Origin of the sequence: Asticcacaulis sp. DW145, from assembly GCF_037101385.1 — a bacterium.
In the GTDB taxonomy this organism is placed as follows: domain Bacteria; phylum Pseudomonadota; class Alphaproteobacteria; order Caulobacterales; family Caulobacteraceae; genus Asticcacaulis; species Asticcacaulis currens.
Window position 1 is genome coordinate 121882 of record NZ_AP029024.1, and the last position, 24030, is coordinate 145911.

Here is a 24030-nt window from a genome sequence, read left to right on the forward strand (position 1 = left end):
ACAAACGTTTAACGGGTCATATCTGCAAAATAATGTATGGAGGAAGCAACGGGGGTGGGCCATTGCGTCGTATAAAGACGGCGGGCTTGTCCCGATCATACATATTCAGAGCACCCAACATGTCCTCTTCCAAGCGCCTTGCCGGCACCAGCCTGTCCGTCCTCGCCTCGTTTTTGCTTGTATCTGCCGCCGCGGCACAGACGGCTGCGCCCACCGCTGAAAAGCCCGCCGAACAGAAGGCCCCGGAAAAGGCACCTGAAAAGGCTGATGAGCCGACCACCATCACCGTCACGGGGGCCAAGGCTCAGAACCGAATTGACCGTCAGGTCTATGATAACACCAAGAATGCCGATGCGGCCATCGGCACGGCGGCGGACACGCTGAACAAGGTGCCGGGCGTTACGGTCGACGCCAATGGCAATGTCGCTCTGCGCGGCAACACAAATGTCCAAGTCTATATCGATGGCAAGCCTTCAGCCATGATGCAGGGCGACAATCGCGCCGGGGCCATTCAGGCGATGTCGGGCGGTGATATCTCGTCGGTTGAAGTCATGAACAACCCTGGTGCGCAGTTCTCATCGGAAGGCACCGGTGGCATTATCAACCTCGTGATGCGCAAGAACCGCCGTCCAGGTGGCTTCGGTTCCGCCAATGTCGCCGTGGGCGATGGCCGATATAATGGCGGTGTCAATGGTAGCTACACGGCGGGCAAGATTTCGGTCAACGGCGGTATCAACTACCGCGACGAAAGTGGTTTTGGCCGCAATACGCGCCGTCTGATTAATCGCGACACCAATGGCAATGTCATTTCGCGTACGGACTCAAACGGTTCCGGTACAGGTGGTTTCACCAACTTCAACGTCAATGCCGGTATCGACTATAATCTGGACGACACCAATACGCTCAGCGCTCAGGTCACCTATAACAAGCGTGAGTTTACAACAGAAGGCACGGGCGTCACGGCGAGCTATAATGCTCTGGGCGCAGCAACCCGAGCCTTCACGAACGAGACACGTTCTAAGAATCCGGGTGCGGATCAAAGCCTCGCCTTGACCTGGAGCCATACGGGTAACCTGCCCGGCGAAACGCTTAAGGCGGATTTGCGTATCAGTCGGTCAACAGGATCGAGCGAGTACGTCAATATCAACAACTTCACGCTCCCGACTGTCTCCACGACTACAGATACGAAAGTGTCATCGCGCGCCCTCAGCAGCGCCGTGTTCAGCGTGGATTATAACCGCCCGGTGGGAACCGATCAGCTGACCACCGGTATCCAGATCACGCGCGATGACAATACGGTCAATAATGAATCGACCGGTATTGGTGCGGATGGCCTTGGCAATACGCTCCTGTCCAATAGCTTCCAGTATAAGCAGACCCTGAGCGCGGCCTATGCCACCTATCAAAAGCCGTTTGGTGAAAAGTGGGTCGTTTTAGGCGGTGTGCGCGTCGAAAACCTCGATCTCGACACCTTCCTTGCCAACACCGGTACGCAGACGAGCGTAAATTACACTAAGGTGAGCCCCAGCTTCTTCGCCACTTATCTGCTATCGGACACCGCCAAGCTTCGCTTCTCCTATGCGCGTCGTCTGCAGCGTCCGAACCCGCAGGCGCTCAATGCGGCCATCACCTATGTCGATGCGCAGAACGTCAGCCAGGGCAATCCTGACCTCAAGCCGCAGGAGACGGACTCATTCGAACTGGGCTATGAGGTGACAAAGCCCAAGATCAATTATCAGATCCGCGGATACTATCGCGAAAACAACGATGTCATCACGCAAACGAGCCGCTTCATCACCGGCAATGTGCTTTTGACGACGCAGGAGAACGGCGGCTCCAGCACGGCCGGTGGCGTCGAAGTCAACGTCAATGGACAGGTGACGCCTAAGCTGAACCTGTCTCTGGGCGGGGACGTGTCGCACACGGAGCTGACCACGCCCGCCAATGGCACGCAGGAGGCGGACTCGGTCAATGGGCGCATGAACTTCACCTACACTCTTACGCCGAAGGATACGCTCCAAGCCTTCTTCTTTGCGCGCGGCAAGACCCTGACCGGCCAGGGCTATACCGAGCCCTTTGGCATGGGGAACATCACCTATGCCCGCAAGCTGACGCCAAAGGCGACGCTGACGGTGACGGTGCGCGACCCGCTGAATACGGGTAAGTCGGTGAGCTATACGGACACTAAGACGGTCTATTCAGAATCTTCCCGCAGCCAGCAGGCAAGCGTCTTCTATGTAGGTCTGCGTTACACCTTTGGTGGTCCGACCCCAGCCAATGCGCAACAAAATCAGTGGCGCATGATGGGCGGCCCGGGCATGGGTCCGCGTCCGGGCGGGATGTAATCCGGATTTATCGGGGTCGAGGGACCAATGGCCCCTCCTCTTGGAACTCTAAGAAAGGGCGACCCCTCGAGGGGATCGCCCTTTCTTAATGTTAGATAAGATGAAGCGGTCAGGACGCCTTCACCCCGATACGATCAGTGTCACTTCGGCACCACACGCACGATGCGCCCTTCGGCATTGTCAAACGCCGCATAAAGCGCACCGTCCGGACCCTGCACGACGTCGCGAATGCGTTCTTTGAAGTCGGTGAGGAGCTTTTCCTCTTTCACCACCTTGCCGTTTTCCAACGTAATCATACCGAGATAACGGAATTTCAGCGAGGCGACAAACACCTTGCCCTGCCACTGCTTATAAGGCCCAGTGTAGAAGACCATATTGCCGGGGGCCATTGACGGCGTCCAGTAATAGAGCGGTTGCTCGAGCCCGTCCTTCGCCGTTTCACCGATCTTGCCGCCGCCATATTCTTCGCCATAGGTGATCAGGGGCCAGCCATAATTCTTGCCCGGCTTGACGATATTGATTTCGTCCCCGCCCTGTGGGCCGTGCTCATTGGTCCACAGATCGCCGGTTTTCGGGTGCACAAAGGCCCCCTGCTGATTGCGGTGCCCGACGCTCCAGATTTCGGGCTTGGCCCCGGGAGTCTTCACAAACGGATTGTCGTTGGGGATCGAGCCGTCCGGGCGGATGCGCAGCGTCTTGCCGATCGTGGTATCAAGCCGTTGCACCAGAGGCCGCTGATTGGCGCGGTCGCCGACCGTGATAAACAGATATTGTCCGTCTCTGGAAAAGACGATGCGCGAGCCCCAGTGGTTGGGGCTTTCGACCTTGGGCGTCTGCCGCCAGATGACCTGAATACCGGTAATGGCCGAACCGTCGAGCTTGCCGCGCGCCACCGCCGTGCCCGCCGTATCGTTTTCGCCTTCTTCAGAGAAGCTGAAATAGACGAGGCCATTTTCGCTGAATTTCGGATCAACCGCGACGCCTAAAAGACCGCCCTGACCGTAATCGACCACCGAGGGGCCGCCGGAAATCGACTGAAGGCTCTTGCCGTCCTTGCTGATCAGCTTGATCCCACCGGCTTTTTCCGTAACCAGTAAACGCCCGTCAGGCAGAAAAGCCATGCCCCACGGCTGTTCTATACCTTCGGCAAACACTCGAGCTTCAAAGGCGTTCGACTCAGGCGCAGGGCGGCTGGCCGTCTGGGCGCAGGCGGGGGTGGTCAGGAGCAGCGTCAGGCTCAGACCGGTGAGCATCAGATCTCGGCGTTTCATCAGGGCCTCTTTTCGCAGGGGTTTGCGCGAGATTAGCACCCCCTGATACGGCCGCCAGTTAAAAACCGATTGCATAATGGATTGATAGAGCAAGAAAAAACCCCGCCGGACGAACCAGCGGGGTTTTCAATTCCGACAAGCGGTAGAGAGTTAGCCCTCGGTGGACTCGCTGGCCGCCATCTGGGCGCGCAGTTCGTCGCCCTTCGAGCCGCGCGTCGAGTTTTGCGAACGCTCGACGATACGAGCCGACTTGCCGCGACGATCGCGCAGATAGTACAGCTTGGCGCGACGCACGACGCCGCGACGCTTGACTTCGATCGAGTCGATGTTCGGCGACAGCAGCGGGAACTTACGCTCCACGCCTTCGCCGAAGGAAATCTTGCGGACGGTGAAGGTTTCGTTGATGCCCGTGCCGGCGCGGGCGATCACGACGCCCTCATAGGCCTGAACGCGCTCACGGTCGCCTTCCTTGATCTTCACGTTGACGCGGACGGTGTCGCCCGGTTGGAAGGCCGGAACGGTCTTGCCAGCCTTCAGCTTGGCTACTTCTTCGGCTTCGATCTTTTGAAGCAGGTTCATGATGTAACTCCAATTTTGGGCTTACTCCCCTTTGGGAGCGCCTTTTGCCTGTGATTTGGAAAGATACGCCGCCCAAAGGTCTGGTCTGCGTTCCTTCGTGGTTGCCTCTCTTTGTTTTTGCTTCCATGCGGCCATCTTCTTGTGATCGCCGGACAAAAGCACTTCGGGGATGTCGAGGCCCTCAAACGTCCGCGGTCGCGTGTACTGCGGGTGTTCGAGGAGACCATCCTCAAAACTTTCGGTATCGAGGCTCTCGGCGGCCCCCAGAACCCCTGGGATAAGCCGCACAACTGCCTCTATGGTGACCATCGCCGCCGACTCTCCGCCCGCAAGGACGGCGTCACCGACGCTGATTTCCTCAAAGCCGCGCGCATCCAGCACGCGCTGATCAACGCCTTCGAAACGACCGCACAAAACGATCAGGCCCGAAGCCTTCGACCATTCCCTGACCTTGTCCTGAGTGAGCCGCCGTCCCCGGGCGCTCATATAGACTTTGGGCCGGTCATCGGCCCCCAGACTGTCAAGCGCCTTGGCGATCACATCGGCCTTCAGCACCTGTCCGGGACCGCCCCCGGCAGGGGTGTCGTCGAGAAAGCCGCGCTTATCGCTCGAAAATGTCCGAATGTCCACAGGCTCAAGCGCCCAAAGCTGAGATTCTTTGCTGGCATTGCCCAGAACCGATACCCCCAGCGGGCCGGGAAAGGCTTCCGGAAACATGGTCAGTACCGATACGCGATAGGGCGCGGCGGTCTCAGGGGAGTGTTCAGGCAGATCATTCATTGGGCGGGGCCATAGCACAGACCCCTACCGCCCGCAAATCGCCTGTGCCTTAACGATGCCTGAGGCCATCAACGCCGCAAACGCAGCGTCAGGCCAATCGTGCGCGGCTGCCCCAAAAAGGCATTAAACGTGCCCGACTGCAGAGGTGCACCGAACACCACCTGATAATAGGTCTCATCGGTCAGATTCGTGCCCCACAGGTCAAGCGCCACCGTCTCATCGCGGTTCGCTACACTGAGCCGTCCATTCATTAGTGTATAGGCACCTTGGATCTTGATAGGGGCGAGATCAGAACCGGTATTGTAATCGGAATTATAGCGGGCATCGAGCGCCGCGCCCCAATTCAGACCTTGCCATTCGCGGTGATAATCGGCCTGAAGCGTCGCCGACCATTTGGGCGCAAACGACGCGCGTGCCTCGGTGAGGCGCGGCAGGCCAGGCACAGGCTGCGGTCCGAACTGGCTCTCAGACCAGGTAACGCCGCTGACCAGACGCAGGCCGTTCTTCAGCGTCAGGCGCGTTTCTGCCTCTAAACCATGCGAGGTCAACTCCGGCACCGAGGTGACAAGGAAGGTCGCCCCCAGAAAGGTATTGAGCTGAAAATCGTGGAACTGCTGATGGAAGGCGGCGGCATCAAAGGCCAGACGCCCGCGCCACCAGCGGCCTTTCAGCCCGACCTCTAAGGCTGTGACGGTTTCGGGCCGGAACGAGGTGTCGCGGTCAGCGGCAAAGGTACTGGTCTGTTCCCGGTCGAGATTGAAGCCGCCGCCCTTCCAGCCACGCGCCACCGAGGCATAGCTCATCACCGAAGGCGTGGTCTGCCAGCTTAGTTTGAAGGTGCCAGTGACGGCGTCGTCCGATAGCTTCTGCCTCAGATCGAGGCGGTTGAAGGCGGGATTGGAAAAGGACTGACACAACGTGCCGAGGCTCGTTGCACTTCTCGACTGCGCCGCCGCACACCCGACGCCGCCATCCGTATTGCTATAGGCGGAGTTCAGCGTCTTGGTCTGACGGTTGAAGCGCAGTCCAAGTACCGCCGACACGTCGCTCGTCAGCGCCCAGTCGAGATTGGCGAACAGGGCGGCATTGCGCTCCGTCTGACGATGGATGTCGCGCGCGCCGCCCCCGATGGGATAGGCGCTGCCAGCGCTAAGCCCCGTCAGACTGGCGACGCGGGTGGGCGAGGCCCCGGCGGACAGGAGCAGGCTGAGATAAGGCTCATAGTCTTCGCCATAGACGTAGGAATCGCGCCGGGTCACCTTTTCTGATGACAGATAGACGCCGGTCAGCCAGTCGAGCGGGCCGTTTTTCCCCGCTAGCCGCCATTCCTGACTGAGCGTATCGAAGCGCGTGCCGAAATCGGCGGGGATGCGGTAATAGATGTCAGCTCCTGAAAAGTCGGCATCATAACCCTGACGATGATCGAAGCGGCGCACCGCCGTCAGGCTGGTCAGGGTCGGACCGCTGTCGAGCCGCCAGTTGACCTCCGCCGACAGGCCGCCATCCTGGATACGCTGAGCGGTCGAACGGTTGCTGAAGGCGCGTCGGCCATCGATATCGGCGGTGGTGGCCACGCCGTTGCCTGCCGCCAGACTATTGATCCAAGGCGCGGTTGCGCCCACCTGAACCACTGTGCCGGTGCAGCAGTTTTCGTCGCGCGCCGTATAGTCGGCAATCAGCCGCACCCCGAGACGGTCGGCGTCCATGTATAGAAGCTGACCGCGCAGGGAGTCGTAGTTCTGATCGCCGTCGCGGGTCTCGCCGCGCGGACCCTGGCCCGTAGTAACGCGGTACTGGCCATCGCGTTGCCGGTGGACCAGCGACAAGGACCCGGCCCATTTATCGGCCAGCGGCGCTGACACATAGGCAGTGGCCGCGAAGGTGCCACGCTCGCCCGCCGTTAGCTCATAGACCTGTTCGGGTGTAAAGCGCGGAGCCTGTGTGACGGCCTGAATAATGCCCGCTGACGCCCCCTTGCCGAACAGGCTGGTCTGCGGCCCCTTGAGGATCTCGATGCGCTCCACGACCCCCAGATCGCTCATGGCCGTGGCGGTGCGGGCGCGCACTACGCCATCAATCACCACGCCGACTGACGATTCCAGACCGGGATTGTCGCCAACCGTGCCGACACCACGCAGACGGGCTGTTGTCTGGGCTTCGTTGGCGGTGGAGGTGATCAGCAGCGACGGCGTCAGAACCTGTGCGTCGCGCAGGTCGTAAGCGCCGGCACCTCGCATCTGTTCACCGGTGATAACGGCCACCGAAAGCGGGGCGTGGGAAAGGGTTTCGGGCTTCTTGCGTGCGGTGACCACGACCTCGGTCACCTCCTGCGCCCACACGGGACCTGCAATCGCGCTGGTGATTGCAGTCGCGGTCAGTAAGCGAACGGCGAGGGGAAGGGCGCGGTGGCCGCAGAGCGGTAAAAACATGCAGGAGCCTGGCACTGTCATTATATTGAACGCCACCCATTAAAACATTCAATAAATAAGCGCAAGGCCGAAATGCCGTGAGCTGGAGCCTGTTGTCCTGAATCTGAAAGTTGCTGCCGGCTGATATCGCCCGGTGACGGATTACGATACGAGACCTGCCACGGGGCGATGTCAGGGGTGAGACTGTTTGTTTGAAAACGACCGTGGCTAGAGTATTCGTCGGCTAGGTGAGCCGTAGCATGTCTCTAAATTATTGGTTTATAACGCAATTATCAAGAAATGGCCTGGTTTAGTTTTTTGGCGCATTTTCCGATTGTGCTCTAGTTTTTCTCGGTCTTGTCCGTGGCGCGGCGCATGGGGCCACGGTAATCCGGGTTTTTGCGGCGGCGGCGGTCGGGGCCAGTATAACTGGCTGACTTCACCCAGGAGCGCTCGTTGTCGATGACGCTTTTCATGCGGTCGATCAGGGCGCGCGCCGTCAACGGCTTAGCCACAAACTCATTCACCCCTGCGTCGCGCGCCGCCAGTACATGTGAGCGGTCGGTATGACCGGTCATCATGATAATGGGTACATAGGGATGTGGACTGTCTGACCCCGTGCGGATAAGGCGCGTCATCTCAATGCCATCCAGCGTTTCCATAACGAGGTCGGTAATGATGACGTCAGGGCGCCAGTCGCGCACGATTTCCAGCGCTTCGGCGCCATCGGACGCTTCGCGGATATTGGTGATGCCCATGGCGCGCAACATGGTGCAGACAATCACCCGCATATAGTGGTTGTCGTCAACGACCAGCGCCAGAACACGCGAAAAGTTACTCACTCAGTCCTCACAGCCCTAAAGGACACCGGTTTGAACCGTCCGGTCCTCCCCTTTAACGAAAACATTAAACTTAGCGATAGGTTAATAGACGCTTTTTATGACCTGTACCGCCAAAAAAATTTCACATCCTCTTGAACAGAGGGTTTTGACGCCCGCGCGGAACCGGACCATACTCCGCCGCAACATAAAGGGGGATCCCCAATGATCGACTGGCGTAATCGTACCGTCATCAGCGCCGCTGCGGCTGTTTTGATTTCTGGGTTCTGCGTGGGGTTCTTGACGGCCAAAGCGACCGAAGGTGGCTTCAAATCGCCCGCGCCCGGGGGTCAGATCCCCATTACCGAAACCATGGGCAAGCTCTTTGGCAAGGTTCGCGATAAGAACGCTCCCCGCTCCGGCGGCATGAAGCCTGCCGGTTTTGCCGTCTGGAAACAACGGCTTGATACGTCCGGATCCTCACCGCAGGCCTGCGTCGAATTTTCCAGACCGCTGGATGCCTCCAAATCCTATGGCGACTACGTACTGGTGTCACCGGAGCTGCCGTCGGCCCCGGCGGTCACGGTAAAGGGGTCCGAACTGTGCGTTGGTGGGTTCGGCTTTACCGACCGCCGTGTCACCCTGCTCAAGGGCCTGCCTTCAGCGGGTAAGGACACGCTGAAACAGAATGCCGATGTCGATTTCACTTTCGGGGAAAAGCCGCCCTATGTCGGCTTTGCTGGCAACGGTGTCATTTTGCCGCGCGAGGAATCGGACGGGGTGGCTGTAGAAAGCCTTAACGTCTCAACACTGGCGTTTGAGGTCTGGCGTGTCGGCGACCGCAATCTTGTGCGCAAAACGATCAGCGCGCCGGACGCGACCGCTGAGGGCGATTACGATTATGAATGGGGCGAGGACAGCCCCAAGGGCGAAGGCTATAAGATCTGGTCCGGTAAGGTGGCGGTCAAGGGTGGCGCGGGTGAGCGCGTTACCACCGTCTTCCCGCTGGGGGCTGTGCTAAAAGACCTCAAGGCCGGGGCCTATGTGGTGAAAGTGCGTGACGCTTCGGGTGGCCGCGACAAGAAGGAGAGTGATCAGCCGGCACAGGCGCGCCGCTGGATATTGTTCACCGATATGGCCCTGACCACCTATACGGGCACGACGGGTGTCGATGTGGTGGTGCGCTCGCTGAAAACCGCCCGCCCGATGGGGTCGGTGCGCGTGGCGCTGGTGGCCCAGAATGGCGAAGAACTGGCCTCGGCCAATTCGACTGCCGATGGCCGTGTGCATTTCGACAAAGCCCTTTTGAAGGGCGAAGATGCCCTGTCGCCCAAGATGATCATGGCCTATGGCCCGGCGGAAGACTTCACCGCTATGGATATTCATGCCTCGCCGATGGACTTCTCGTCCCAGGGCGTGGGCGGACGTTCAGATGAGAAGCTGACCGATGGCCGCACGGCGAATGCGCTGGTGGACGGTTATCTCTATACCGATCGCGGCATCTATCGCCCCGGAGAGACCGTACGTCTGGTGGCGCTGGTGCGCGATCCGGACGGAAAGGCTATTAAGGACCGCAAGGGCGCACTGGTCGTCTATCGCCCGTCGGGTGTCGAAGCCTTCCGCTATCCCTTCGCTCAGACGCCTCAGGGCTTTGCCTATGCCAATATCGCCCTGCCGAAGTCGGCACCGCGCGGGCAATGGCGTGCTAAGCTCCTGATCGAAGGGATTGACGAAGAACAGGGCAGTGCCGGGTTCGCCGTCGAAGATTTTGCGCCACAGCGCCTTGGCGTGGATATGAAGGCCGATGCCGATCGACCGCTGACTGGCGTCAATGAGACGCGCGCCGTACAGGTGGCTGCTCGTTTCCTCTATGGGGCGTCGGGGTCCGGACTGAGCGTTTCGGGTTCCGCGCGTGTACGCGTCGATCGCAATCCCTTCCCCAAATACAAAGACTATCGCTTCGGCAATGAACAGACGCCGTTCGATGAGCAATATTCGGATCTGCCGCAAACGGCGACCGATGCCGACGGCAGGGCCGTTCTGCCGTTTGCCTCGAAATTCGACACGGATCAGCCTCTGACCGCGCTTGTCACCGCCTCGGTGTTCGAACCGGGTGGTCGGCCGGTCAGCGAGGTGGAGACCCTGCGTATTCGAACCAAGCCGGTCTATGTCGGTGTGAAACTCGACACCAAAGATGCCAAGGGCGGCGAAGACCCTATCACGGCCTTCAACCTGATCGCCCTTAATGCGCAAGGGGCACCGGTGACGGCGCGCGGCGTTAAGGTCAAGCTGATCGCGGAAAACTGGAACTACGACTGGTATCAGCAGGATGGACGCTGGCAGTGGCGTCGCACCTCTAAGGACGTGGTGATATCGGACAAGGACTATGAAATCGCGGCGTCGTCGCCGCTCAGCTTTGAAAAGCGTCTGGGCTGGGGCGATTACCGTCTCGAAATTACACAGGCTTCAACGGGCGCGAAGACCGTAATTCGCTTCGCCGCCGGTTGGGGCGCGCCGTCCGACGGTACCGAGGCGCCGGATTTTGTGCGCCTGACGGCGGGATCGCAGACTTATGCGCAGGGCGACACCATCTCGTTGACGCTCAAATCGCCCTATCGCGGCGAGGCGCAGATTGCGGTGGCCAATGACCGGCTGATCGACCTGAAAACCGTCAGTGTGGGCGATAATGGCACCACCGTGCGGCTCAAGACCGACGCGCGCTGGGGCGGCGGGGCGTATGTGATGGTCAGCGTCGTACAGCCGCGCGACCCGGTTGATGCCTCCAAGCCGCGCCGGGCTATGGGCCTGATCTACGTGCCGCTGGATCCGAAAAACCGCAAGCTGAACGTCACGCTCGATCTTAAAGACAAGGTGTTGCGTCCCGACTTCTCGAAATCGGGTCAGGCCATTATCGACGTGCCGGTAAAGGTCGAAGGCGCCGGCCTCGGCAAGACGGCGCGTGTGTCGCTCGCCGTCGTCGATCAGGGCATTATCAACCTGACCAAGTTCAAGACGCCCGATCCTGCCGGTTTCTATTTCGGCAAGCGGGCGCTGGGGCTGGAATATCGTGACGATTATGGCCGTCTGCTTGATCCCAATCTCGGTGCGGCCGCTGACGTTTTCGGGGGCGATCAGATCGGTGGTGATGGCCTGACCACCACGCCGATCAAGACGGTCGCCCTGTGGTCGGGGGTCGTTAATACCGGCCTCGATGGCAAAGCCCATATCAAGCTGCCGGTCGGCAAGTTCAATGGCGAGCTGAAGATCATGGCCGTTGCCTGGACTGACGATGCGGTCGGTTCGGCCGAGGATAAGCTCACGGTGCGTCAGCCGGTGGTGGCCGAACTGGCCCTGCCGCGCTTCCTTGCACCGGGTGATAAGGCCTATGCTACGCTTGAGCTGAACAACGTCGAGGGCAAGCCAGGCCTATATGAGAGCCTTGTGAAGGGCTTCAACGGTATCGTTACGGCCTTCAAGAAGGCTTTCAATATCGGTCAGGGTCAGCGCGTGCAGGAAGGCATTCTCATTCAGGCCCCGGCGACGGTCGGCGTGTCGAAGATCAATCTGGCTCTGTCGGGTCAGGGCTATGGCTTTGATGAGGATTATCAGATTCAGACCCGCATGGGCTGGGGTGCGCAGACGCGCACCTTCATCGACCAGCAGGCACCGGGGGCGGTTTTTGCCCTGCCTCAGGACCTGCTTAAGGGCTTGCAGCCGGGGTCCGCGACGGTGCAGGTGTCCTACTCACCGTTCCGCGGCATTGACCCGGGGCCGCTCGCGGCGGCGCTCAACCGTTACCCTTATGGTTGTACCGAACAGATCGTTTCGGCAGCCTATCCGTGGCTCTATGTCAGCGGCGCCGATGCGGCGCGGGCCCAGACCATCCTTAAGGGGGCGGTGAACCGTCTTCTGGATCGTCAGTCGGCTGACGGCGCGTTTGGGCTCTGGCGCGCTGGCGACGGCGAAGCCGAAGGCTGGATCGGCGCCTATGCCACAGACTTCCTGATCGAGGCGCGCAAGCGCGGCGTCTATGTGCCGCAGGACGTCATCGACAAGGCGATGAACGCCATGCGCGACATGTCGAAACCGGAAGGATTCACCTCGGTGTCCTACCGCCTCAAGATCGAGGAAGGTCCGTGGTGGAACGCCATGGCCGCCAAGACCGTCTCCGAAGAAATGCGTTCACGCGCCTCGGCCTACGCGCTCTACGTGATGGCCAAGGCCGGATCTGGCGATCTGGCGCGCCTGCGCTGGTATCACGATGTGCAGTTCAAGGCGGAGCGGTCTCCGGTATCGAAGGCGCAGATTGGGGCCGCGTTGGCTCTTATGGGCGACAAGGCGCGGGCCAGATCGGCCTTTCGTCAGGCGGCGCAGGGCATGGGCTATAAGGCCACCTATGACTGGTATCAGTCGCCTCTGCGCGACGTGGCCGCCGTCATTGCTCTGGCCTATGAGGCCGGGGAGCTTGACACGGCTAAGGCCCTCATCCCGCTGCTGGAACGCCACGTCAAAGGCCCGGACGAGATGAACACGCAGGAACAGGCACAGGTGCTTAAGGCGGCCTCCCTGATGCTGGCTCAGTCCGGGCCGCTCAGCATCAAGGGCGAGAATGTCAAGGCGCTGGACGGCAAGTCGAGCCTGCAACGTTTCCAGATCTCTGCGGTGAAGGATGCGAAGTTCACCAATCAGGGCAAGGGAGCGGTGTGGCGCACGATCACCGTCACCGGTGTGCCGGTGGCCCCGCCCCCGGCAGAGGCGAAGGGCTTCACGATCGACAAGGCCTACTATACGCTTCAGGGGCAGCGCATCGACCCGTCTCAGGTCGTGCAGGGCCAGAAGGTGCTGGTGGTCATCAGTGGACGGACGAACTACGCTGAAACCCGTCCGGTCGTAATCGATGACGCCTTGCCGGCTGGATTCGAGATTGAAATGACCCTGTCGCGCGACGACGCTCAGAACGGACCCTTCCGCTTCGTGGGCGACCTTAGCCAGCCGGATGTGCAGGAAGCTCGCGACGACCGCTATGTGGCGGCGCTGGACGTGTCGGCCAATAGCGGCTTTGCCATGGCCTATGTGGCACGTGCGGTCACGCCGGGTGAATACTATTTGCCCGGTGTGGAGGTGAAGGACCTCTATCGTCAGGACCTCTATGCGCGTACAGCCGGTGGTCGTCTGACGGTGGCGCCACGATAAGATAGAAGCCCCTCCCCTGATTTCAGGGGAGGTACCGGCCGTAAAGGCCGGGGGTGGGGTTCGTGTCGCTTTTTGCCCCCCTCCGCTGTAACAGCGGTGTCCCCCCTGTAATCAGGGGGGACGCTTTATAGGTAACCCATGCGCTTTAGTCCCGACGCCCTGATCCCTCGACTGGTCAAACCCCTGATCGGCTTTGTGGCCTTTCAGGTGGCGGTTTGCGTAGCCGATCTGGCCCTCCCGCCTGACCTGACCCGCGCTAAAGCCGCATCGGCGGTGGCGCTCGATCACAACGGTGCGTGGCTGAGGGCACTGCCAGTCGAAGGGGGGACCTGGCGTATCCGTGCCGACCTGGACCGCACAGATCCGACCTTTGTCAAAAACCTCCTCAAGGTCGAGGACGAGCGCTTCTGGTGGCATCAGGGGGTCGATGCTGTGGCCATTGCGCGCGCTTTTGGTTCCAACCTCAGCGCGGGCGGCATCGTTTCCGGTGGCTCGACCCTGTCCATGCAGACGGCACGATTGCTGGAGCCCAAGCCCCGCAACTACCTGTCGAAGCTGATCGAGGTCTTCCGGGCGTGGCAACTGGAGGCGCGCTTTTCCAAGCGCGATATCCTGTCGCTCTATCTCACTCTGGCCCCCTATGGCGGCAATCTGGAGGGGGTGCGCGCGGCGTCCCTGTCCTATTTCGGTCATGAGCCCGAAAGCCTGACGCTCGGTGAACAGGCACTGCTGATTGCCCTGCCGCAAGCCCCTGAAGCGCGCCGCCCGGATCGCCACCCGGAACGCGCCTTGCGGGCGCGCAACCTTGTGCTCGATCGTATGGCGGCCAAGGACGTGCTCAGTGCCGCTCAGGTAGCCGAAGCCAAAACCGAACCCATGGTCGTCAAGCGCTTCGCCTTCCCGGCGCTGGGCTGGCATGCAGCGGGACGCCTCGCCTCAGAGGCCAGGGGCCTTCAGGCGACGGTGGTGACGACCCTTGATGCGCCGTTGCAGGCGCGACTGGAAGCGCTGGCGCGACAAACAGCGGTGGCGCAGGGGTCGAACTCTTCGACGGCCATCCTCGTCATTGAAATCCGTTCGCGGGCTGTGCGGGCCAGCGTTGGGTCGGCGGGCCTCGATCGCACAGGCGGCTGGATCGACATGGTGCAGGCCATACGCTCTCCCGGTTCGACGCTCAAACCCTTCATCTACGGGTTCGGCTTCGAAGAGGGGATCATCGCGCCTGATACGCGCCTGATGGACGCCCCAACACGCTTTGGTGACTATCAGCCGGAAAACTTCGACAAGGTGTTTCACGGTGAGGTGTCGGCCAAGGAAGCCCTGACGCACTCGCTGAATGTGCCCGCCGTGGCGGTGCTCAATCGCATCGGGGCCGGAGCCTTTGAATCGCGTCTGCTAGGTGTGGGGGTACACCTGATCCGCCCCAAGACGGGCCTGCGCGATGCCGGTCTGGCTCTGGCCCTGGGTGGAGCCGGTATAAAGTTGCAGGACCTGGGGGCGCTGTATGCGGCTCTGGGGGATAAGGGGTTGATGAAGCCCCTGGCCTGGACGGAAGCCGACGCCAGGTCCAATCTCAGCCGTCCCGGTCAGCGACTGATGGCCGCGGATGCAGCGTCACGCGTCATCAGCATCCTGCGCGAAACCCCGCCGCCGGCTGGACGTCTGCCCGCGCATCTGATGAAGACGGCCAGCCGCCCGGCCTACAAGACCGGCACCTCCTACGGGTTTCGTGATGCACTGGCGGTCGGGGTGGCGGGCGGCTATGCCGTACTGGTGTGGACCGGCCGCCCCGATGGCGGTTCGCGCGCCGATCAGACGGGGCGCGAAGCCTCGGCACCTCTGCTGTTTGATGTTTTCGATCAGATCAATGCCCCGTCGCAGGCCCCGCAAAGCCTGACGCCTTCGGCGGCGCCGGAAGCATTGAAGGCACTCAAACCCGCCGTGCGCGGGCCGTCCATCCTCTTTCCGCCGGATCAGGCTACTGTCTATGTCGAGGGGCAGGTGACGGGTGGCAAGCTTCGCGCCACGCGCGGGTTGAAACCCTCTGCGCGGGGCAAGGGCCCACTGAGCTGGTACGTTAATGGCCAGCCGATTGTGGCCGATACGGAAGGCCGCGTCGAATGGCGGCCTGACGCTGAAGGGTTCTATGAGGTCAGCGTCGTCGATGCCGACGGCGTCACCAGCCGCTCGCGCGTGCGGGTCAAAGCGATTGCGCAGACAAGGCCTTAGTTGGCGCCCTTTGGCTTCTTCAGCACAAACAGGTCCGGGCGTACGGCGGCATTGCGGTCAAAGGTGACGAGCTTGACGCGTGTGCCCTTTCCCTGCTGATCCGTCACCGTCCATTCACCCAGTTGCAGGGCATTGCCGCGCTCGATGAAGGTCATCAGGATCGAGCCTTCGACATCGCGGCGCCGGTCGCGGGCCTTAAGGCGGAAGCCGTCCGTGGTCGGCGTGACCTCGGTGACGATGACGCCCTGATCGAGGCGAATCTGCTTCGACAGGAACAGCGACAGCGGCGTGGCGTTGAGCGGATACTGGTTAAAGGCCTTCAGGCGCGGGTCCCAGGTATTGACCGTCTTGCCGTCTGATACGACCACCAGCGAGTAGGGCGCATCGTACTCAAAACGGATCTTGCCGGGGCGTTGCAGCCACCAGTTACCGGCAGTGGTCCGCCCCTTGTAATCGGTTTGCTCAAATCGCCCGCCGCCTGTGCCTAAGGACTGCAGATAGGCGACGGCGCGTTCGATGCGCGCCTGATCCTGCGCACTGAACTTCGGCGGGGTCACGAACTGCTGGATCGTATTGCGCCCCTGCGCCCACGCGGGCGCGGTGGTCAACAGGCTGGCGGCGGTCAGGCCCGTAAGCAGGGCGCGTTTGGTAAGCTCGGTCATGATGTCTTTCATACGGCGTTGTGAAGTCTTGAGAAAGACCCTAACCGGCTATGATGACGGGTTGAGGGCGTCAAAATGACATAAGGACCGCACAAGATGGCCGTAAGCTAAACGGGCGGTGAATAGTCTATTCAAGGTGCCCATCTGATTCCCAAAATCGCTGCGCACTTTTCGGGAGGCGCTTTGCTTAGCGAAACGCTCGCGAAGCCAGCTCCGCGCCCAGAAGCGCCAGACAGACCAGGAAGCCTTTGCGGAACAGGGCCGGGCTAATGCGCTGTCTAAGCCACGTCCCGGCGACCATACCCATCAGAGCCGGGACGACCAGTAGAGCCGACTGCCATAGATTACCGACATTGAACGCGCCGTGCAGGGCCAGACCGGCAGCGAGCGCGATAGTTGAGACGGTGAAGGAAAGGCCCAGCGCCTGAATGAGGTCATCACGGCTGAGGCCCAGTGCCTGAAGATAGGGTACGGCGGGGATGACGAAAACGCCGGTGCCGCCGGTAATGACTCCCGTGGTCATCCCGCTCAGCGGCGATAGCCAGCGCTCCAGCCGGGGTGGGACGCAAATCTGTTTGGCGAAAAGGGTATAGAGCGCATAAGCCAGAAGGGCGAACCCCAGCGCGGCGGTGGTCAGGTGCGTATCGCCTCGCGTCAGGAGCGACGCGCTGAGCAAGGTGCCCGCGACTATGCCCAGCATCATCGGCCACAGGCGGCGCATAAGGCTGCGGACATCGGGACCGGTGACGAGTTGCCAGACATTGGTGACGAAGGACGGCACCACCAGAAGTGCTGCGGCGGCCACCGGCGGCATGATGGCCCCTAATACGCCCATGGCGACGGTCGGCAGGCCCATGCCGGTGACGCCTTTGACCAGTCCGGCCACAAAAAAGGTCAGGATGAGCAGGGACCAAAAGAGGGTGTCTGTGTCAGAGATTGGCCACACATTCGATTTCGACCGTCGCGTCGAGCGCCAGTTGCGAGACACCGAAGGCCGAGCAAACCGGGAGGGGTTTATCCCCGAAACAGGCGGCAAACAGGGTGTGGAAACGGTCGAGCTGGCTCATGTCGGTGAGCATGACACGTATGGAGATCAGGGCGTCCAGCTCCAGATCGAAACGGGCCAGCGACGCCGTCACATTGGCCATCATTTGCGCAACTTCGGCGTCGAAGCCCTGTGCGAGATTGCCATCGTCGTCATCGCCGATATGGCCGGACAGGTAAAGAGTGTCGCCGATACGCACGGCCTCGGAAAAGGGTGCGTCAAAGGGATAGGCGTAGAAGGCGGGTTCAGAGCTCATAAGCGATTTATGCCGCGTCAGGACGCGCGCTGTCCAGTGTTCGTGAATGTGGTGCGTAGCGCCTTTGATATGGATGGAGAGAGTTAAGTATCCACACCACCACATCTCACCGCCTATGGCGGGTCGCTCGGTCCCCCTCCCGATTGAACTGGGGAGGGGTGGCAGTTACGTACTAATCGTCATGGGTGCTGAAGGGGCTCTGCCCCTGCCCTGCGGCGCCCTTCAACTAAACCTAAACCCCGGGCGGCGGGCCGACCAGAATATCGCGTTTGCCGACGTGGTTGGCAGGGCCGACGACGCCTTCCTGCTCCATCTTTTCCATCAGGGAGGCGGCGCGGTTATAGCCAATCTGCAGCTTCCGCTGGATGTAGGAGGTCGAGGCCTTACGGTCGATGGTGACGTAGTAGACGGCCTTGTCGTAGAGGTCGTCGCCCGAGCCGCCGCTGTCACCGCCGAAGCCGCCGGACTCGCTGTCGCCATCATCGTCGCCGCCAGCGGTGATGTCTTCGAGGTAGTTGGGCGAACCTTGCGAGCGCAGATATTCGGCCACGGCCTCGACCTCGGAGTCGGCGACGAATGGCCCGTGCAGACGGGTGATGCGCCCACCGCCCGCCATGTAAAGCATGTCACCCTGACCAAGGAGCTGTTCCGCCCCCTGTTCTCCAAGGATGGTGCGCGAGTCGATCTTGGATGTCACCTGGAAGGAGATGCGCGTCGGGAAGTTGGCCTTGATCGTGCCGGTGATGACATCGACCGACGGGCGCTGCGTGGCCATGATCAGGTGGATACCGGCGGCGCGCGCCATCTGCGCGAGGCGTTGAACCGCGCCTTCGATGTCCTTGCCAGCCACCATCATCAGGTCGGCGACCTCGTCGATGATCACGACGATATAGGGCATGGGCTCCGGCACCATTTCCTCGATTTCGAAGATGGGCTGACCCGTTTCGTCAAAGCCCGTCTGGACCTTGCGGATAAAGTTCTTGCCTTCTGCGGCGGTCGCCTTGGCGCGCTCATTAAAGGAGGCGACATTGCGCACGCCGATCTTCGACATGCGCCGATACCGGTCTTCCATTTCCTTAACGACCCATTTCAACGCCACAACGGCCTTTTTTGGGTCGGTCACAACGGGAGCTATCAGGTGTGGGATGCCGTCATAGACGGACAGTTCCAGCATCTTCGGATCGATCATGATGAACTTGCACTGTTCCGGATCGAGCCGGTAGAGGATCGACAGGATCATCGCGTTCACGCCGACCGACTTACCCGAACCCGTTGTACCGGCGATCAGGAGGTGGGGCATCTTGGCAAGGTCGGTGACATAGGGCTCACCGCCAATGTTTTCACCCAGCACCATCGGCAGGATGTGGCTTGATTTCTCAAACTCGGCAGAGGCCAGCATGTCGCGCAGGTAAACCGTTTCGCGCACGGCATTTGGCAACTCGATACCGATGGCGTTGCGACCCTGCACGATGGAAACGCGGCAGGAACGGGCCGACATATTGCGGGCGATATCATCGGCCAGCGCCACGACACGCGCGCCCTTCACCCCGGCGGCCGGGGCAAGTTCATAGAGGGTAACGACCGGGCCTGGCCGGATCTGGTCGATCACACCCTTAACGCCAAATTCGGCCAGAACGCTTTCCAGCATCCGCGCGTTCTGGCGCAAGGCCGCCTCGTCATAGCCAGCGGCGCGCGGCTTAGGCTTGGCGAGAATGGACAGCTCAGGGAGCCGGAAATTGCCAGGCTTCAGGAACTCAAAGCTCGACTGACGCTCGTCCTGTTCGCGCGCCGACGGTCTTGCGCGCGGGGCCTCCATGCGAATCTTAGGTTCCGGTGCTGCCTGACGCGGTGCCGGGGCCAACCGCTCCGACTGCGGGTCCAGCTCATCCATATCGAAGGGTGGCGCGTCTTCGTCATAGGCAGGCGAAGCGGCAGGCGCGCGGCTGTTGACCTGGGGTTCGGGAATGGTATCGGGCGTGTAGTCGGCTTCGTCGAGGAAGGGCTGTGGCGCTTTCTGGCCGCGCGCCGCCTTAGGCGCCCGGGGCTCACGTGTTACCGCCGCACTCACCTTTTCCGGCAGCCCGGAGGCCGTTAGAGCGCCCCTGAACCCCCCGAGCACAAAGCCGGCAGCGCGGACATAGCTTTCTGATGTCAGGCGCAAGGCCTGATTGAACGCCCACAAGGCGGCCGCGCCGAAGATAAGGCTTGCGATCAACTCACCGCCGGGCAAACGCATGAAGTCGAATACACTTTTGAGCAGGTGGTGGGTGCCTGTACCCCAGAAGCCGCCAATAGAGGGCGAATTAGCGTCTCCCATATGCAAAGGCGCCAGTGCGGCCGCCAGCATCAGCACGAACAGGGCGCCATAAAGGCTGTGGATGCGTAGGGTGCGACGGCCTTCATCCGGATCAAGCTGCATCAGACGCGCCAGACCGAACCACGTCATCAGCGCGGCCATTGGCCATGCTGCCAGTCCCAGAGATTGCAGGCCGAGATCAGCAATAATCGCACCAAAACCGCCCAGAAAATTATGCACAGGCTCGGCAGTCGCCGTATTCCAGCTCGCGTCTGTCGCGCGATAGGACGCGTAGGCCATCAATGAGGCCAGGCCCAGAAGGCATACCAGCGCGCCACGCAGACGTGCCATTGGCACCGAGCGCCAGATGTAGGTGAAACGGGACTCCAGATGGTTCCAGACGAGGGCGGTAACCGTGCTCATGCGGGGCAGACTCTAGACTTATGGTTAAGTCCGGTTAATCGCATGCAAAGGGTTAAGACCTGTTTACGAAAACCTAAAAAAGTCATCGCACGCTTCAGGCGGCTATTCCTTATGTGTGTAACCCACACTCCGCTTCGATCCTTGTTGTTAAAGAGCGCACACTGAGGCTTTCAAAGGAGAGTCCACGTGATGCAACAGACCCAAATTCCCGCAGACACCGATCCGGCTAACGCTATTGGTCAGGCGTCCGAAATTACGCCTGATGAGTCCGATATCAACGCAGAAGACGACCTCACAAACGACGATATCCTCAAGGACGATGGTCTCGGGGAAGACGATACCGAGGATGAGGGCCTTGAGGAAGATGAGGACGGCCTGACACCCCTTGATAAAGACACCGGTCAAGACCTTGATGCTGATGCCCTCACAGGTCAGGACGATGATCGCGAGTATGACGTCAGAGAAACCATCGACAAGACTACGGGTTTGTAATGAAGTAAGCCACGTGCCCAATAAAAAAGAGGACCTCGCCAGCTGCGGGGTCCTCTTTTCCGTCCTTAGCCGTCCCGGCTTTTGGAGCGCTATCATAAAGAAGGCGAAGTCGCTTTCAGATGCGCTACCAGGATAAAGGGTGATTAAATCCTGACGACAGGACTGAGATCCCCTTAAACGCCGTCTTCGGCCTATGACGATTAGACATCGGATCACCTCCCTTCGCTGTTGAACCTGGAAAGAAGGGTCTCATAGACCAAAAGAAAATCAAGCGAAAATGTAGAGGCTACTTAAACATCTCAGTGGCGCTGTGCGTGAGTATAAGAACGGCAATCAGGCCCAAAAGCCCACCGACGAACATCTCGAAGTATTCGCGGTTTCGGCCTCGACTGAGAAAGCGCGTCAGGGCAAGACCACTCAGGCCATAGGTCGTCATGGTAATGACGTCCATACCAATGGCCGTTGCGGCGAACACCGGCATCTGCGTGGCCATCGGGCGGTCGAGTGCCAGAAAGGGCGGCAGGACCGCAGTGAAAAAGAGGGTGACCTTGGGGTTCAGGAACTGCACCATGAAACCGTCTTTCCACGTCGCCCACAGGCCTTCGCGGGCGAGGTTCTGAGCGTTCCCGGGCAGGTCAAGCTCGTGCACGCTGTGCGATTTGCGCGCTCGGATCGTTTTGATGGCGATCCACAAAAGATAGACAGCCCCGGCAACCGTCATTGCATGAAAGACGACCGGCAAGGTGGTGATCAGTATGTGCAGGCCGAAGGCGGCGGCAACAAACCAGATCAGGGTGGCCGTATTAATGCCGAACACACCCATCAGAACCTTTGGGGCGGAACGACCTAAACCAGTTGAGATGCAAAACAGGTTGGCTGGGCCCGGTGTAATGGCCATAAGAAACATCGCCCCTAAAAAGGCGGTGTATTTCGAGGGATCAACAGGCAGGGCGGAGAACATAGGGGCTTATTTCGTAGATCCTGCAACTTGTCGAGGCGTAACAACCGCCGCCTTACGCACAGATGCCGGTTTTTAAGGCCCCGCATTCAGATGACGAGACTATACCTTGGTGTGGGTTACAGCCGAATAGGGCAGGAAGCGTTCTCCGCTTAACTGTCGCAGCTCGATACGAACACTTTTGTCGCTGAAATCCAGAAGGTTGAAGCCTTGTGGCTGTTTGCGCACGCGTATCGACATGGCCGTTGAGGCGCACACAAACAAAGTGGTGTGACCGTTCATTACCCGTGTCTCGACATAGGCGTGATGCTGGTGGCCGGATAGGACGATATCGACCTTCTGTTCGCCGAGCGTTTTTAATAGTTTTTCGCTGTTGAACACCGTCACATCAAGCGGAAATTCCGACGGGTTAAGAGGGGGATGGTGCAGTGTCAGGACACGCCATGGCGTCGTTGAGGCGGCAAAAAAACTGGCGATGTCCTGCCTTTGACGGGCGCTGATCGAGCCATAGGCCCAGTTAAGCGCCGGCAGGATCATACGGGCCGAATTGATACCCTTTATGTCCACCAGATCCGCATGCAGTTCGGGTTCAAGGTCTCTGGCAATATGGTCGCGGTATCGCTTCCATGGCTGGACGAAGCGGCGAAGGTCAAGCCCTGGCAGATCATGATTGCCCGGTATCACGAAAGCCGGCATGGGCAGACGTCTGAAAAAATCAGCTGCTTCGGCAAACTCTGGCACGGTGGCGTCCTGGGTGATGTCGCCGCTGGCCAGCACGAGATCGGGGTCAAGCTCCATCAGGGTCTGGGTCAGGATTTCGGTCACCAGACGATCATGCGCACCGAAATGCAGGTCGGATATGTGGGCTATGCGCATTCAGGCCTCGCGCGACGGGGTCAGCAGCGGCACATAGCGTGGCTTAAGTTTGATTTCGAGCGGGGTTTTGAGATCTGTCACTTCGCCATCGACCGAGACCTTCTCTTTGCGATGGCGCGTCCATAGCGTCATCTGCGTGCCGGTAAGTTCCGTCAGATCCGGGTCTGATTTCCAGTTGCCGACCAGAAGCCGCGTCAGGAAGCGAAGATGTGATACCCGCGTCTTGGTCGAGGCGATATAGGCCGCCAGTTCGCCCCCTTGAAGGTCGTTGCGTTTAAAGTTGCTCTCATCGATGCGCGTCGTGTCAGCATAGCGATTGGCCGAAATCACCACGGCGGGCGAACGGAAGCGATGCAGCCGCTTGCCGATCTGAAGCCCGACGCGAGCATTTTTGCGCCGTTCCAGATAGTCGGCGACGAACCAGAAAAGATAGGGCACCATTAAAAGAAAGTTGTTGGTGCGGTGCTGTTCGCGAAAGACCGAGGCTTCGGGCATCACCCCCACTGAGGCGCAACATAAGAACAGCTCGCCATTCACCTCACCGGCGTCGATCCGCGTTTGCGTCGCACCTTTCGCATAGGCCTTGAGAGCCTCATCCAGGGTATTCATGCCGAGGTCATGGGCGAGAAGGTTCATCGTGCCAAACGGCAGGATGCCAAAAGCCTTGTTCTTACGGCTCAAGGTATCGGCGCATGACCGTAAAGTGCCATCGCCGCCCCCGACAAGTAAGGGGTTGGGAGATTGCGCAAAGCGGTCGAGAGCGGCTTCCATCTCAGCGGGTTCGGCGAACATGAGTTCGTTCACCGCCATGCCGCTGGCTTCAATCGCTGCGGTTATGGAGTCGTGGCCCAGATTGAGGACCGTGCCCGCCTTGCCATTGATCAGAATGTTATACGCTGTCGCCGCCATATGGCTGATGTGCCGGGGTGAGTGCAAAAAAACAATGCGGGCGTGAAGCCTGAACTCCACGCCCGCACCCTATCAGCATTAGTCTTTAAGACTAGGCGATGCCGGCTTCAGCCAGCCATTCGACGAGCTTCGACTTTGGCATAGCGCCAACCTTCATCGAGGTCATCTTGCCGTCCTTGAATAGCATCATGGTCGGGATGCCGCGCACGCCGAACTTCGACGGCGTCAGGGGGGAATCGTCGATGTTAATCTTCGACACGGTGAGCTTGTCGCCATAGGCTTCTGCCACCTCATCGAGGATGGGCGCGATTTGCTTACACGGGCCGCACCATTCGGCCCAGAAATCGACTAAAACCGGCTTGTCGGATTTAAGGACGTCGTTTTCAAAGGTCTCGTCGGTAACCTTGACGGTGGCGGTGGACATGGGTGCACTTCCTATCTCGCCCGAAATGGGCACAGATTCAAACTTGTCACAAAGGTAAGTAAGCCC

17 protein-coding genes are annotated in these 24030 nt (G+C 60.1%); 4 read left to right on the forward strand and 13 right to left on the reverse strand.

Annotation, left to right across the window (positions count from 1 at the left end; all coding sequences use genetic code 11):
* Positions 1 to 119 precede the first annotated feature (119 nt).
* Positions 120 to 2345, forward strand: coding sequence for a TonB-dependent receptor (locus tag AACH73_RS00600; protein ID WP_338735093.1), 2226 nt, complete (start codon positions 120 to 122; stop codon positions 2343 to 2345).
* A gap of 140 nt (positions 2346 to 2485) precedes the next feature.
* On the opposite strand, the gene AACH73_RS00605 is transcribed toward AACH73_RS00600, so the two are convergent.
* From AACH73_RS00605 to AACH73_RS00625, 5 genes are all read right to left on the reverse strand, one after another.
* Positions 2486 to 3616 carry a PQQ-dependent sugar dehydrogenase gene (locus AACH73_RS00605; protein WP_272739804.1) on the reverse strand — a complete coding sequence of 377 codons (1131 nt, stop codon included), beginning with the start codon at positions 3614 to 3616 and terminating at the stop codon, positions 2486 to 2488.
* Positions 3617 to 3766: 150 nt separating this feature from the next.
* Positions 3767 to 4195, reverse strand: a complete 429-nt coding sequence (gene rplS / locus AACH73_RS00610) for a 50S ribosomal protein L19 (protein ID WP_013477725.1) — start codon at positions 4193 to 4195, stop codon at positions 3767 to 3769.
* Between the two features lie 21 nt (positions 4196 to 4216).
* Positions 4217 to 4975 carry a tRNA (guanosine(37)-N1)-methyltransferase TrmD gene (trmD, locus tag AACH73_RS00615; protein ID WP_338735094.1) on the reverse strand — a complete coding sequence of 253 codons (759 nt, stop codon included), beginning with the start codon at positions 4973 to 4975 and terminating at the stop codon, positions 4217 to 4219.
* 68 nt (positions 4976 to 5043) lie between these two features.
* The gene (locus AACH73_RS00620; protein ID WP_272739806.1) at positions 5044 to 7404 is read right to left on the reverse strand and encodes a TonB-dependent receptor; all 2361 of its coding nucleotides are present in this window, start codon (positions 7402 to 7404) and stop codon (positions 5044 to 5046) included.
* Between the two features lie 320 nt (positions 7405 to 7724).
* Positions 7725 to 8225 (reverse strand): response regulator, encoded by a 501-nt coding sequence (locus AACH73_RS00625; RefSeq protein ID WP_272739807.1) that lies wholly within the window; start codon positions 8223 to 8225, stop codon positions 7725 to 7727.
* 201 nt (positions 8226 to 8426) lie between these two features.
* Here AACH73_RS00625 and AACH73_RS00630 point away from each other — a divergent pair, with 201 nt between their 5' ends.
* Both AACH73_RS00630 and pbpC read left to right on the forward strand, forming a co-directional pair.
* Positions 8427 to 13394: an alpha-2-macroglobulin gene (locus AACH73_RS00630; protein ID WP_338735097.1), complete on the forward strand. Its 4968-nt coding sequence runs from the start codon at positions 8427 to 8429 to the stop codon at positions 13392 to 13394.
* Positions 13395 to 13532: 138 nt separating this feature from the next.
* Positions 13533 to 15623, forward strand: coding sequence for a penicillin-binding protein 1C (gene pbpC / locus AACH73_RS00635; protein ID WP_338735099.1), 2091 nt, complete (start codon positions 13533 to 13535; stop codon positions 15621 to 15623).
* Here pbpC and AACH73_RS00640 read toward each other — a convergent pair.
* The 4 genes from AACH73_RS00640 to AACH73_RS00655 form a co-directional block, all read right to left on the reverse strand.
* Positions 15620 to 16285, reverse strand: coding sequence for an outer-membrane lipoprotein carrier protein LolA (locus AACH73_RS00640; RefSeq protein WP_272739810.1), 666 nt, complete (start codon positions 16283 to 16285; stop codon positions 15620 to 15622). The genes pbpC and AACH73_RS00640 overlap by 4 nt on opposite strands.
* 187 nt (positions 16286 to 16472) lie before the next feature.
* On the reverse strand, positions 16473 to 17231 hold the full coding sequence (locus AACH73_RS00645) for a sulfite exporter TauE/SafE family protein (RefSeq protein ID WP_338735100.1): 759 nt from the start codon (positions 17229 to 17231) through the stop codon (positions 16473 to 16475).
* On the reverse strand, positions 17215 to 17586 hold the full coding sequence (locus AACH73_RS00650) for a RidA family protein (RefSeq protein ID WP_272739812.1): 372 nt from the start codon (positions 17584 to 17586) through the stop codon (positions 17215 to 17217). The genes AACH73_RS00645 and AACH73_RS00650 overlap by 17 nt, the downstream gene beginning before the upstream one ends.
* Before the next feature lie 232 nt (positions 17587 to 17818).
* Positions 17819 to 20305, reverse strand: a complete 2487-nt coding sequence (locus tag AACH73_RS00655) for a DNA translocase FtsK (RefSeq protein ID WP_338735101.1) — start codon at positions 20303 to 20305, stop codon at positions 17819 to 17821.
* 186 nt (positions 20306 to 20491) lie between these two features.
* Here AACH73_RS00655 and AACH73_RS00660 point away from each other — a divergent pair, with 186 nt between their 5' ends.
* Positions 20492 to 20797 carry a hypothetical protein gene (locus AACH73_RS00660; RefSeq protein ID WP_338735102.1) on the forward strand — a complete coding sequence of 102 codons (306 nt, stop codon included), beginning with the start codon at positions 20492 to 20494 and terminating at the stop codon, positions 20795 to 20797.
* 286 nt (positions 20798 to 21083) lie between these two features.
* Here AACH73_RS00660 and AACH73_RS00665 read toward each other — a convergent pair whose 3' ends face one another.
* The 4 genes from AACH73_RS00665 to trxA form a co-directional block, all read right to left on the reverse strand.
* Positions 21084 to 21758, reverse strand: a complete 675-nt coding sequence (locus AACH73_RS00665) for a LysE family translocator (RefSeq protein ID WP_338735104.1) — start codon at positions 21756 to 21758, stop codon at positions 21084 to 21086.
* A 99-nt stretch (positions 21759 to 21857) separates the two neighbouring features.
* Entirely contained in the window at positions 21858 to 22631 is a 774-nt protein-coding gene (locus AACH73_RS00670) for a metallophosphoesterase (protein WP_338735105.1), read from the reverse strand.
* Entirely contained in the window at positions 22632 to 23540 is a 909-nt protein-coding gene (locus AACH73_RS00675) for a diacylglycerol kinase family protein (RefSeq protein WP_338735106.1), read from the reverse strand.
* Positions 23541 to 23631: 91 nt separating this feature from the next.
* Entirely contained in the window at positions 23632 to 23964 is a 333-nt protein-coding gene (gene trxA, locus AACH73_RS00680; RefSeq protein WP_126422138.1) for a thioredoxin TrxA, read from the reverse strand.
* Positions 23965 to 24030: the final 66 nt, after the last annotated feature.

Coding starts and splice junctions, on each gene's coding strand:
- AACH73_RS00600 (WP_338735093.1), top strand. CDS start 120: ATGTCCTCTTCCAAGCGCCTTGCCGGCACCAGCCTGTCCGTCCTCGCC.
- AACH73_RS00605 (WP_272739804.1), bottom strand. CDS start 3,616: ATGAAACGCCGAGATCTGATGCTCACCGGTCTGAGCCTGACGCTGCTC.
- rplS (WP_013477725.1), bottom strand. CDS start 4,195: ATGAACCTGCTTCAAAAGATCGAAGCCGAAGAAGTAGCCAAGCTGAAG.
- trmD (WP_338735094.1), bottom strand. CDS start 4,975: ATGAATGATCTGCCTGAACACTCCCCTGAGACCGCCGCGCCCTATCGC.
- AACH73_RS00620 (WP_272739806.1), bottom strand. CDS start 7,404: ATGTTTTTACCGCTCTGCGGCCACCGCGCCCTTCCCCTCGCCGTTCGC.
- AACH73_RS00630 (WP_338735097.1), top strand. CDS start 8,427: ATGATCGACTGGCGTAATCGTACCGTCATCAGCGCCGCTGCGGCTGTT.
- pbpC (WP_338735099.1), top strand. CDS start 13,533: ATGCGCTTTAGTCCCGACGCCCTGATCCCTCGACTGGTCAAACCCCTG.
- AACH73_RS00640 (WP_272739810.1), bottom strand. CDS start 16,285: ATGACCGAGCTTACCAAACGCGCCCTGCTTACGGGCCTGACCGCCGCC.
- AACH73_RS00650 (WP_272739812.1), bottom strand. CDS start 17,586: ATGAGCTCTGAACCCGCCTTCTACGCCTATCCCTTTGACGCACCCTTT.
- AACH73_RS00655 (WP_338735101.1), bottom strand. CDS start 20,305: ATGAGCACGGTTACCGCCCTCGTCTGGAACCATCTGGAGTCCCGTTTC.
- AACH73_RS00665 (WP_338735104.1), bottom strand. CDS start 21,758: ATGTTCTCCGCCCTGCCTGTTGATCCCTCGAAATACACCGCCTTTTTA.
- AACH73_RS00670 (WP_338735105.1), bottom strand. CDS start 22,631: ATGCGCATAGCCCACATATCCGACCTGCATTTCGGTGCGCATGATCGT.
- AACH73_RS00675 (WP_338735106.1), bottom strand. CDS start 23,540: ATGGCGGCGACAGCGTATAACATTCTGATCAATGGCAAGGCGGGCACG.
- trxA (WP_126422138.1), bottom strand. CDS start 23,964: ATGTCCACCGCCACCGTCAAGGTTACCGACGAGACCTTTGAAAACGAC.